This window comes from Pontibacter locisalis (genome assembly GCF_042684605.1).
GTDB lineage: Bacteria > Bacteroidota > Bacteroidia > Cytophagales > Hymenobacteraceae > Pontibacter > Pontibacter locisalis.
On record NZ_JBHULU010000010.1, the window covers coordinates 237,595 to 249,693 of the forward strand.

General features: G+C 42.8%; 11 protein-coding genes. 7 read left to right on the forward strand and 4 right to left on the reverse strand.

Translation table 11 applies throughout. From position 1 onward, the window contains the following. Positions 1–32 precede the first annotated feature (32 nt). The gene (rho, locus tag ACFSRY_RS08000) at positions 33–1,772 is read right to left on the reverse strand and encodes a transcription termination factor Rho (protein ID WP_377505094.1); all 1,740 of its coding nucleotides are present in this window, start codon (positions 1,770–1,772) and stop codon (positions 33–35) included. Positions 1,773–2,056: 284 nt separating this feature from the next. Between rho and serS the strand changes: the two genes are divergently transcribed. Then, entirely contained in the window at positions 2,057–3,331 is a 1,275-nt protein-coding gene (gene serS, locus ACFSRY_RS08005; RefSeq protein WP_377505097.1) for a serine--tRNA ligase, read from the forward strand. Between the two features lie 77 nt (positions 3,332–3,408). On the opposite strand, the gene ACFSRY_RS08010 is transcribed toward serS, so the two are convergent. The 3 genes from ACFSRY_RS08010 to polX are packed head-to-tail and all read right to left on the reverse strand — an operon-like array spanning position 3,409 to position 6,545. Further along, a complete protein-coding gene (locus ACFSRY_RS08010; RefSeq protein ID WP_377505100.1) occupies positions 3,409–3,801 on the reverse strand; it encodes a hypothetical protein in 393 nt (130 codons plus the stop codon). 8 nt (positions 3,802–3,809) lie between these two features. Then, positions 3,810–4,787: a glycosyltransferase family 9 protein gene (locus tag ACFSRY_RS08015; protein ID WP_377505103.1), complete on the reverse strand. Its 978-nt coding sequence runs from the start codon at positions 4,785–4,787 to the stop codon at positions 3,810–3,812. 54 nt (positions 4,788–4,841) lie between these two features. After that, positions 4,842–6,545 carry a DNA polymerase/3'-5' exonuclease PolX gene (polX, locus tag ACFSRY_RS08020; protein WP_377505106.1) on the reverse strand — a complete coding sequence of 568 codons (1,704 nt, stop codon included), beginning with the start codon at positions 6,543–6,545 and terminating at the stop codon, positions 4,842–4,844. 126 nt (positions 6,546–6,671) lie between these two features. Here polX and ACFSRY_RS08025 point away from each other — a divergent pair, with 126 nt between their 5' ends. The 6 genes from ACFSRY_RS08025 (at position 6,672) to ACFSRY_RS08050 (ending at position 11,577) form a co-directional block, all read left to right on the forward strand. Further along, the gene (locus ACFSRY_RS08025; protein WP_377505109.1) at positions 6,672–7,082 is read left to right on the forward strand and encodes a hypothetical protein; all 411 of its coding nucleotides are present in this window, start codon (positions 6,672–6,674) and stop codon (positions 7,080–7,082) included. 253 nt (positions 7,083–7,335) lie between these two features. Beyond that, positions 7,336–7,740, forward strand: a complete 405-nt coding sequence (locus ACFSRY_RS08030; protein WP_377505112.1) for an EVE domain-containing protein — start codon at positions 7,336–7,338, stop codon at positions 7,738–7,740. 116 nt (positions 7,741–7,856) lie between these two features. Then, the gene (locus tag ACFSRY_RS08035) at positions 7,857–9,341 is read left to right on the forward strand and encodes a hypothetical protein (protein WP_377505115.1); all 1,485 of its coding nucleotides are present in this window, start codon (positions 7,857–7,859) and stop codon (positions 9,339–9,341) included. A gap of 216 nt (positions 9,342–9,557) precedes the next feature. Further along, complete coding sequence (pyrR, locus tag ACFSRY_RS08040) at positions 9,558–10,106, forward strand: bifunctional pyr operon transcriptional regulator/uracil phosphoribosyltransferase PyrR (RefSeq protein WP_377505118.1); 549 nt, start codon at positions 9,558–9,560, stop codon at positions 10,104–10,106. 10 nt (positions 10,107–10,116) lie between these two features. Continuing rightward, positions 10,117–11,040, forward strand: a complete 924-nt coding sequence (locus ACFSRY_RS08045) for an aspartate carbamoyltransferase catalytic subunit (protein ID WP_377505121.1) — start codon at positions 10,117–10,119, stop codon at positions 11,038–11,040. A gap of 168 nt (positions 11,041–11,208) precedes the next feature. Beyond that, positions 11,209–11,577, forward strand: a complete 369-nt coding sequence (locus ACFSRY_RS08050) for a hypothetical protein (protein ID WP_377505124.1) — start codon at positions 11,209–11,211, stop codon at positions 11,575–11,577. The last annotated feature ends 522 nt before the right edge of the window (positions 11,578–12,099 follow it).

The following is a 12,099-nucleotide window of genomic DNA, read 5'->3' on the forward strand; positions in this document are numbered from 1 at the left end:
GCTGTTTGTTTTATACGAATGGTAATATAAGATTAGCCGTTCATCGAAATTAAGAACTCTTCGTTGCTCTTCGTGCCCTTCATTCTGTCTTTCAGGAACTCCATAGCCTCTACAGAATTCATATCTGACATAAACTTACGCAGAATCCAAACACGGTTCAGTTCATCTTTGTCCATCAGCAGATCTTCACGACGTGTACCAGATGCAGGAACATCGATAGCCGGATAAATACGCTTGTTGGCAAGCTTACGATCCAACTGAAGCTCCATGTTACCGGTACCTTTGAATTCTTCAAAGATAACTTCATCCATCTTAGAACCAGTATCGATCAGGGCAGTAGCAATGATGGTAAGTGAACCGCCATTCTCCACATTACGGGCAGCACCAAAGAAACGCTTCGGCTTGTGCAATGCGTTAGCATCAACACCACCTGATAAGATCTTACCAGACGACGGAACTACTGTGTTATAAGCTCGTGCCAGACGTGTGATAGAGTCAAGAAGTATAACCACATCATGACCACATTCTACCATACGCTTTGCTTTGTCTAATACAATGCTGGATACTTTCACGTGGCGCTCAGCAGTCTCGTCGAACGTAGAAGAAATAACTTCTGCTTTCACGCTACGGGCCATGTCTGTTACCTCCTCAGGACGCTCATCGATAAGTAAGATCATCAGGTATACTTCCGGATGATTCTCAGAGATTGCGTTAGCGATCTCTTTCAGCAAAACTGTTTTACCAGTTTTTGGCTGTGCCACAATCATACCACGCTGACCTTTACCGATAGGTGCAAACAAGTCTAAAATACGGGTAGATAACTGGCTTGGTCTTGTTGTAAGTTCTAAGCGCTCTTCAGGGAAAAGAGGTGTAAGGTGCTGGAAAGGAATACGATCACGAATTTCTTCTGTGGTACGTCCGTTAACAGTCTCTACCTTCAACAGCGCAAAATATTTCTCACCTTCTTTCGGAGGCCTGATCTGTCCTTTTACAGTGTCACCTGTTTTAAGGCCAAACAGTTTGATCTGCGACGGCGATACATAAATATCATCCGGGCTAGCCAGGTAGTTATAGTGCGTAGAGCGAAGGAAACCATACCCATCCTGCATCAACTCTAAAACACCTTCATTTATAATTATTCCGTCGAACTCCTTGAAATTATTGCTACTCACCTGTTGCTGGTTATTCCGACGTGGGTTGTTGTCATTACGGTTGCTTTGATCGCGCTGTTCATTACGGCTATCGTTCCGATCATTGCGGTTATCACGATTATCATTTCTGCTCTCGTTACGCTCGCTTCGATCACTCCTGTTATCGTTGCGATCATTACGATTACTGTTGTTATCGTCCCTGTTATCGCGACTTTCGTTGCGGTTATCACGGCGGCGTTCACGCTGTTGCGTCTGTTGTGGCCCATGATCTTTTGCTGGTGCAGGCGCTTGTACAAGTGTTTGCGTATCAGCCTCTTTTTCTTTACGGGCAACCTGTTCACGTGCAGGTCTTCTTTCTGTCCGTGCCGGTGCTTCAGTTTCTGCTTCTTCTACGGCAACAGTTGTGCTTTCAGAAGCTTCGTTAAGATTCGTTTCGCTAGTACGAGGAGCTGGTTTGTACTTTTTTGCTATTTTTTCAGGAGGGGTAATGGCTTGCTGATCCAGGATCTTATAGATGAGGTCTTGCTTGCTAAGCTTTTTAAAATTTTTAACACCCAGATCTTCAGCAATTTCCTTGAGTTCTGAAAGAAGTCTATCTTTCAATTCTTCAATGTTGTACATAAATAGTGGTATGGTAGTTAACTAAACTTGCCAGGTAACGCAGAGGCGAACACAGCGAGAGATTTATTTTATAAACTAGGAAATAGAATAGGTTGCGAAAGAGTTTGCAGGCTCAGGATGGGCCTTTTCATAAATTGCACTGCAATGTTATTGCAATGGCTGATAATTAACAAATATTACGTTGTCTTTTATGAAAAAAGTTTCAGATTTCTTCTAAAAGATTTATTAAATGCCGCTAACTACTCAAAAAAGTATATTTTTGTAAGTATACACAACAACAAACTATGCTACAGCTAACAGTTTTAAGGGAACAGACCGAGCAGGTAATTGCCGGACTGAACAAGAAAAACTACAAAAACGCGGCCGAGGAAGTGGCTGCTCTGCTGGAGCTCGATCAGCAGCGCCGCCAGGTTCAGCACGAGCACGACGAATTACAGGGTAAAGCAAACTCTATCTCGAAAGAGATAGGTATGCTAATGAAAAACGGAGAACGTGAAAAAGCTGAAGCTGCAAAAGCAGAAACCTCAGAGCTAAAACAAAGGACAAAGTCTTTGGCTGATCAGCTTTCGGCCATAGAACAGGAAATCCAGAACGCTTTATACAAGCTACCTAACCTGCCGCACGAGAGCGTTCCTGCAGGTAGAACATCAGAAGACAACGAAGTAGTTCTGCAGCACGGAGAAATTCCTGTTTTACATGAAGAAGCTTTGCCACATTGGGAGCTGATTCAGAAGTATGATATTATCGACTTTGAGCTTGGAAATAAAATCTCAGGCGCTGGTTTTCCCGTTTACAAAAAGCAGGGTGCGCGTCTTCAGCGAGCTTTAATTAACTTCTTTTTAGACGAAGCCATTCAGGCGGGATACATGGAAGTGCAGCCACCAATCCTGGTAAATGAAGCTTCTGGCTACGGCACCGGGCAATTGCCAGACAAGGATGGTCAAATGTATCATGCTACGGCAGACAACCTCTACCTGATTCCAACAGCTGAGGTACCTATCACTAATATTTATCGTGATATGATTGTGCCTACAGAGCAGTTACCTATCAAGAATACGGGACACACGCCTTGTTTCCGCCGCGAGGCCGGCTCATGGGGTGCCGACGTACGGGGTTTGAACAGACTTCACCAATTTGATAAGGTTGAAATTGTGCAGATTACCCTTCCGGAAAAATCTTATGAGGCACTGGAAGAAATGAGCACGTACATTCAGGGGCTACTGCAGAAGCTGGAGCTACCTTACCGCGTGTTACGTCTTTGCGGAGGCGACATGAGCTTTACCTCATCTCTTACTTATGACATGGAGGTATACTCTACTGCTCAAGGTCGTTGGCTGGAAGTAAGCTCTGCCTCCAACTTTGAGACCTACCAGGCTAATCGCTTGAAATTACGCTATAAAACAGAGTCTGGTAAAACGCAGCTGCTGCACACGTTAAATGGCAGCGCCCTTGCCCTGCCACGCATTGTAGCTGCCATACTTGAGAATAACCAAACACCTGATGGCATCAATATGCCAAAAGTGTTGCACCCGTACCTGGGCTTTGATAAGATCTCATAGCTTAGCAGGGTTTTAAACACTGGAGCATAAAAGAGGAGCCGCTAAAAAGAATCAGCGACTCCTCTTTTATAACTTTATTAGCCAAACTGCTCTACATACTGCTGATAATAATTTTTCAGCTTATATCTTTTCAGAACAGCCTCAGCCTCTGAAACACTTTCTGGCGTTAATTCGCGTGTCTGTAACAGTATCAACAGCCTGTCCTTTTCAACCTCAGCTTCACTACCGATCAAGCTTAGAGCTTCCTGAGTTATTATCAGCTTATTTTTCTGAATTGTCAAAAGGCCTGCAGCTAAAAGCTTCAACATAGCCTGGGCTACTTCATCGAGTGTGAACACAGTTCCATCAATTGCATCAGCCATTAACAGCACTTCTTGCAGCGGAACACTACCTTCACCCCCTGTTGCCAAAAGCAATGCTTCCAGAAAATGTGCTTCAGTAGTGTGCCAGTTTAAGTCATTCTTAGCCATTTTTTCCCTTACACTGTTACGTCTTCAAAAGAAATATCGCGCATACACTTAAAATGGCCTTTCGGGCATCTCTTATAACCAATCTTAGAGCAAGGCCGGCAACTGAGGCCATTTACCTCCAGCACTTTATACTTTGTTCTAAATGGATACATACCGAACTCAGGAATAGTATTGCCCCAAATACTTATAATATCCTTCTGAAAGGCTGCGGCGATGTGCATCAACCCTGTATCGTGGCTGAAAACTTTAGTGGCCTGACGCACCAGAGATGCTGAGCCGCTTAAACTATATTTTCCACAGGCGTTATAAACAACTGTTGCATTTTGATTACCGTCTGTTTGAAAGTGTGCTGCAATTTCTTCTCCTGTTGTAATATCCTCTTTGCCTCCCAGTAAGATAATTGGCTGCTTCAAGCGCTCACATAATTCAATGATCCGATCTGTAGGCAGACGCTTGGTATAATGTTGGGCACCAATGGCAAAAGCTATATAGCCATCTTGAAAAGGCTCCGGAAGCGTTTTCAGGTCTACCTCATCCTGTTGTGGGATAAAGTAATCCAGCCCTTTCCCATCATCTTTTACTCCCAACGCTACGGCTGCTTCTAAATACCTGTCCACAATATGAAGATCTGGCAGGCGGTTCCGCTTAAAGTTAACCATAAGCCATTTCTCATAATTAAGCTTGTTAAAGCTTTGCCCTGGCTTCCCCAACCTTGCTTTTATAATGCGGGTACGCAGGTTATTGTGCAGGTCAACTATGTAAGTAAAGTTCTCTGCCTTTAGCTCCCTTAATAGCTCTCGTAAGCTATCACCGAGCACATGCACCTTATCAACATAGGGATTGTATTGCAGAATATTCGCGAAGGCTTTTTTTGTACAGTAATGCACCTCTGCATCTGGCACCTGTTCTTTGATACATCGCACAACAGGTGTAGTAAGAACGATGTCACCGATAGAAGAAAAACGTATTATGAGGATTTTTGGCATTTTGTAAGCTCTGTTCTGGCGCGAGCCGTTGTTTACCCGCTTGTACTGGTGTGACTACTTTATGTTTTCCTTGCGGTTTCTGAAGTACTTCTCCACTTCCTCCACAGATCTCGCATTAAAAGTCATTTCCTTTGTTAATCCACCTTTGCGCCCGACTAATACGCCATAGCGCATATCATCATAACCGCTTGTATGATGGGCATCCGGGTTTATACTAAGCATCACTCCTTTCTCTAGCGCATATTGTACCCAACGCCAATCCAGGTCAAGGCGCCAGGGGTTTGAGTTTATCTCTATGATTACATTATTGGCCGCACATGCCTCAATTACCATTCTATGATTAATCGGATAACCTTCACGACGTAACAAAAGACGGCCTGTCGGGTGTCCTAACATGGTGGTATAAGGATTCTCAATGGCAGTTATTAATCTTGAGGTTGCTTTCTTTTCGTCCATGTTAAGACTACTATGGACACTGGCAACTATAAAGTCAAATGTTCTTAGAATATCCTCATCGTAATCAAGAGAGCCATCACCTAGAATATCTGACTCGATACCTTTGAAAATTTTGAATGGAGCAAGCTTTTTATTCAGCTCATCAATTTCTCTTTGCTGTCTTAAAACATCTCCTTCTCTTAAACCGCCTGCATAAGAGGCTGTTTTAGAGTGATCAGAAATACCTAAATACTGGTAGCCCATATCGCGGCAGAATGTAGCCATTTGCTCTAAGGTATGGGCGCCGTCAGAATATGTACTGTGGTTATGCAGTATCCCTTTCAAGTCGGAAAGCTCCAGCAGCTTTGGCAGCTTACTATTCAGCGCCAGTTCAAGTTCATTTGTACCCTCACGCAATTCAGGAACCACATAGGCCATACCGGCTGCTTTGTATACCTCCTCTTCTGATGCAAAATTCTCGTCACGAAGCAATGACAGCAGGTTCTTCTCATCCTTATAGGCTAGTACCAAATGTTCGGGCGCAGAAGAAGCAATCATTACTTCGTTGGCAAAAGCTTCTGTGGGCACCAAGCTGATCTCCGTTTTGAGTTGACTTACTTTATGTTGCCCCCGCCATACAAAAGGTCCGGAAGCTCTTTCATTCCATTCGAGTTCCTTTAGTCCACTCAGCTCCTGCTGTATAATCAAAGGGTTATCTGTAGCAAGTACAAACTGCAGCTCATCAACAATCTCCAGACATCGGCGCACCTGCCCTACCAGCTCCACCTTTGCTTCGGGAAAGGCTTCTTTTAATAACTGATGGAGTTCTTTGGCTCCTGCCTCAGCTTCTGCGTACAGCAGCTTTCCCCTGTTTTCCTGGGTAAACAGTAACGCCTGCTTAATATTCTCCTGTGTCTTGGCACCAAAGCCTTTTAGCTTGCTTACCTTATCTTGTTCGCAGGCATCCAACAGTTCTTCTACTGTTTCGGCACCAAGCTCCCGCCAGAGATTTCGGACCTTTTTGGGTCCAATCCCTTTGATGCGCAGCATTTCCACTACTCCCGGAGGCGTTGCAGCCAACATCTGGTCCAGTTCCTCAAAAGAACCGGTTGTATTAATTTCAATGATTTTTGCCGCTATGCCCTTGCCTACGCCCTGCATACTTTCCAGTTCATTTTGGCTCATGCCTTCCAATGGGGCTTCTACCAACTCCAGTACTCCCACAGCATTCGTATAGGATCGTACTTTAAATGGGTTTTCATCGTGCAGCTCCATCAGCTCAGCTGCAAGCTTAAACAGCTTTATAATCTTTTTATTTTCCAAAGCGCTATCTCGTATACTTACAAAGATAGAAAAAGCACACAAACCCTTAACTGTGGCATTTATATTACTGTACTTCTATATAAGGAAAGAAATCCCTAACTTAGCCATAGGAACCAATGCTCTATTATGAAATACGCTTCATTACTTTGCCTGCTCTGCCTTTTACTTTTAGCCAATACCTGTAAAAAAGAGACTCTTGAAACGGAGTTAATGGGTACAACGTGGCTTCATTCTTATGAGGAGGATGAGGGAGAAGTGTTGGTTTACCGGCCCAACTCTTATGACTTTCCACCTTCAAGAGGAAGAACTGGTTTTGAACTGGAAAAAGGAGGTGTTCTAAAACAGTATGACATAGCTCCAACGGATGGCCTTGAGGAACATATCGGCGAATGGGAAAAGGTAGACAAGGATAAGGTGCAGGTTAAAATAAAGGGAAACGGGCAGCCTTCACAGAACTACATCATTGAGATTGTTTCACTTAAAGATAATATTCTAAAGCTGAAGAGAACTTCCTCCATAAACCTATCCAACAACTAAAACAAAATACGATTAAGTACAGGAAATTACCATTAGCAAAGCGGCTATTTATTGGAACTGTTTTACTGGCACTGTTGATACTAATAATCAATTTTGACTTCGCTCCTGGTTTTTTCAAAGGCTTTGTAGGCGGCTTGCTCATTAGTTGAATTTTTACAGAAGCAGTTTTCTACTTCAATAGAAAAGCTGGTAACCACCTGTCCTACTTCTTAAACCTAATTTACTTAACCTTAAATTATATTTCTTTTTACCAATGCAGCACTGGCTTGTAAAATCAGAACCTGAAAAATATTCCTGGGCAAACCTTGTGAAGGACGGCAGAACAATGTGGGATGGCGTACGCAATTACCAGGCCCGTAATAACCTGCAGCAGATGCAACCCGGCGACTTGGTCTTGTTCTACCACAGTGTTTCCGAAAAATCAGTAGTAGGTATTGCCAAGGTAGAAAAGGCGGCATACCCTGACCCTACTGCCGATGACGACAAATGGGTAGTTGTGGACCTGGTGCCTTTTCGTGACTTTAAAGAACCTGTTACCCTGGAACAGATAAAAGAGGACAAGCGTCTTGAAAATATTGCTTTATTGCGCCAGTCACGCCTATCTGTTATGCCTCTTAAGGCAGAAGAATTTGATGTGCTCCTTGCCTTAGGCAATTAAGCCTTACAGGTAAAAGTCCTCGAAAAGCACAAAATATAACAACGAATGGCGCTTAAATGGAGTAAATGACTTTAGGCGCCATTTTATTACCTGTACTTCCTGGCATCCACCCTATTATGGCTAAAGTACATTATCTTTTATCTCTGCTGCTTGCACTGACTATTGCACCTCTTCTTTTTGCACAGGAGCCCACTCAACCTGTGCGCCTGGAGCTACCTTTTAATACCCAGGAAACCCGTACAGAAGTAATTGCTTTGCCTGATAGCAGCCTGTTATTATACTACAAAAACAGTAACGTTTGGAATACTAAGGCTGATTTCAACTTCACCAGATACAATCATAGGTTGGAGGAAGTCTGGAAATCTTCTGCCACTGTTGAGCCCGATAAAGAATATGTGCGTCACTTTACCGAAGCACCCTTTACTTATATAATATTCAGTGGGGAAAAATCGGAGGAGTTTACCTTTCTGAAACTGAACCTAAAGAATGGAAGTTCTGAAACCACAACACATACACTTGAAGATGTAGACGCCATTTATGAATTTAATGTGCTTTATGGCAAGTACTTCCTTATTGGCAGAAACCGTGAAAACCTCAGGCCTCTCCTGCTTTACCTGAACCCTGCAGAAAAAGAGGCCAAAATACTGCCCGCTGTTTATGGCGCAGAATCTACCTTTTCCGATATGTTGGCAGATCCTTCTAGTGGTCGTGTAGATGTGGTTATGACAGAGTCTAATGGAAGGGTTTCAAGGCTGCAGGTTAAAAGCTTTAATTCGCTCGGCAAGCTCATAAGCAACAACTTTATTTTGCAGCAAGATGACAAAAGCCTTTTAAACGCTGAAATTACCCCTGGTGACACTACCCAAAAAATACTTTTAGGAACTTATGGCTCCAGAGACCTTCGCTATACCAGGGGATTCTTTTCCTCTCCCCTTGCCAGTTCATACAGTAACGGAAGATTTTACAACTTGCTTCAACTTCAGAACTTCCTGAAGTACATGAAGTCGCGCCGGGAGGAGCGAACACGTAACCGGGAGTCTGCGCGGGTAAATTCAGGGAAAGAGACTACTTTCCGATATAGAGTATTACTTCATGATCTTATAGCCACTCCAGAGGGCTATGTGCTGGCTGGAGAAATTTATTACCCTCAGTACCGTTCTAACAACAGTTTTTGGAGTACCCCACGATCTTCCTTCCAGAATAGAACACACGAAGGCTTCAAGAGGACCCATGCAGTAGCTCTCGGCTTTGATAAGCAGGGAATTCTCATTTGGGATAACACTTTTCCACTTAAAGATGTATCAACTCCTGAATTGTATCATGCGCTTGAGGTAGGGTATTCACCGGATGGGCGGGTAATTATGGCATACCCTGACAAAGAAAAGATAATTTATCATGTCATGCACGAAGACGAGTTTGAAGACGAAGAGAATGATCTGGAAATCTTACTCTATAACAAGAACGACAAGGTACAGTTTACAGAATATCCTGGTCTCATAAACTGGTATGGAGCCAATTTTGTAGCTTTCGGATTCCAGAGGATTAAACCTTCCGGCGCAGAAGCCAAAACTATCTTTTACATCAACAAAATCAGCTTTTAAATTCTGTAATAGCTGCAGCCTAAGTCTATGCTTGGCAAGCGATCAAAAATTTGTCATACTGCCCGCAGCACCCCTACAAGAATAAACTCATTTACACCTGCAAAAAGACAGCCTAAATTTTATAGTCACTCATCAATCCTCTCTGAGGACAAATAACCGTCAAACGGTTTAACAATTAAGATTAACTCTCCTATATTTGCAGCAAGACTTCAGGCTATGCAGAAAAGACTTATAGTTAACCACCAACTTCTCGAAATAATGGTGATGCGCCTTTGCCATCAACTTATCGAGAATCATGGGGACTTTTCTGAATCTGTTATACTTGGCTTACAGCCACGGGGTATTTTTGTAGCAGAGCGTTTGCAAAAAACACTCGCTTCCATTTTAGAGAAGCAAGTTCCTACGGGCTATTTAGACACAACTTTCCATCGCGATGATTTCCGTCGCCGCGACTCACCACTCACAGCAAATGCCACTAAAATAGATTTCCACATTGAAGGTAAGAAAGTAATTTTAGTGGATGATGTTCTGTTTACTGGCCGTTCTGTACGGGCAGCATTAGACGCCATGATAGCCTATGGTCGTCCTGCTAGTGTAGAACTGCTGGTGCTGATTGACAGGCTTTACACACGTCACTTACCTATTCAACCTACTTATGTGGGCCGCCATGTTAATTCGCTGCAAAGTCAGCGGGTTTTGGTTGAGTGGAAAGATCAAAAGACACCAGAAGATAACATCTGGCTTATTACAAAAACCGACGAATAAATAACTCCCCATGCAAGAGCTCAGCGTCCGGCATCTGTTAGGTATAAAAGACATCACCCCAGAAGATATTCAGCTCATTTTTGAGACAGCAGATAACTTTAAAGATGTACTTAACAGGCCCATAAAAAAAGTGCCGTCGCTGCGTGATATTACCATTGCAAACGTTTTCTTTGAAAACTCTACACGCACACGACTCTCCTTTGAACTTGCTGAAAAGCGGCTCTCTGCTGATGTCATAAACTTTAGCAGTAGTGGTAGCTCCGTAAAAAAAGGAGAAACTCTTTTAGATACCGTCAACAATATTTTAGCCATGAAGGTTGACATGATCGTGATGCGTCACTCTAGCCCGGGAGCACCTCACTTTTTAAGTCGCCACATAGCAGCTAATATTGTTAATGCTGGAGACGGCACCCACGAACACCCAACTCAAGCTTTATTGGACACATTCTCAATTAGAGAAAAGCTTGGTGAAGTAGCCGGGAAAAAAGTGGTTATCATTGGTGATATACTACACTCAAGAGTGGCACTATCAAATATTTTTGCTCTACAAAAACTAGGAGCCGAAGTAATGGTGTGTGGGCCTATTACACTACTTCCTAAATATATAAAAGAGCTTGGAGTCAAAGTGGAGCTGAATATTCGTAAGGCTTTAGAGTGGTGTGATGTAGCCAATGTACTTCGCATTCAGCTAGAAAGGCAACAAATGAAATACTTCCCGTCACTAAGGGAGTACACCCTCTACTATGGTATTAACAAGCAAATACTTGATAGCTTAGGTAAGGAAATAGTTCTTATGCACCCCGGACCGATAAACCGTGGAGTGGAGTTAAGCTCCGATGCTGCAGATTCCCATCACTCAATTATTTTGAATCAGGTAGAAAATGGCGTAGCGATACGCATGGCGATATTGTACCTTTTAGCCTCAAAAAAGTAAAATTTTTTCCCATCACCCTTATTTATCATCCCAATATGGGAATTTCTCTCAGGCTCAAAAAAGCTTAATTGCCTTTTATAAGCTTTAAAGCTATATATAGGAATATATTTATTTTTGGCACAATGGTTGATTTAGTTGCATCGAACCTAAGAATGCAATTAAGTTAAGATGAAAAAGTACTTTACCCTTTTAGCAGTAACTTCAATATTTCTGGTTTCTACAAGCCTAGAAGCTGCAGCTTCCAATGGCAACAACAGCTCTAGCGAAAAGAAGGTAGCACTGGCTATTCTTATTAAGCAAGTAGACAGAGAAATCATTAATGAGCTACAACTAAATGAAATGCAGTACATTCAACTTAGAACGTTAAATAAGAAGTATAAAGAAGAAGTAGCCATTATAAAAGCTACAACAGAGACTGCTGCATACGATTCTAAAGTTCAGGAATTAAACAACAAGTATTTCGCAGAACTAAACAGTGTTCTAACAGATAAACAACTCACAACTTACACGAAGAACCGTTCTTTAGCCTTGAATTAAGGTAAATAACCAAAAAAGCTAAAAAGGCCAGTTCTCCATATTTGGGAACTGGCCTTTTTGTTAATGCTATACCTGCTGTTGTCTTTCCTTATGGTGAATTATTACTAACAGCATAGCTACTATTCCTAAACTCTTCTGCAGGCACCTTAAACAAAATCGAAGCTTCAGCAGTAGCTATGAGCTAGAAGCACGGCTATATTAGCATTGAAACATCTGAGCTACTCCTCTGTCACCTTAAACAGCTCTTTAACAAACTAAGGGAGTTCACTTACTTAAATAGCTCAAGCAAAACAGGCAGCCTTTTATAAGGCTGCCTGTTTTGCTTGGGCTATTTATGCAGAAGATACTATCTTATACTTAATTAGATACTATGGTATATCCAGCTGCATGTCGGGTGTATTGAGCTGGAAGCCCACCCTTCGGTTGATGCGTCTGGCCGTCTCGGTCCTGCGCTTGCTCAGGCGCTCGTTCACCTGCACCAGCGGCCGCGACTCGCCGTAGCCTCTGGTCACCAGGCGGTCC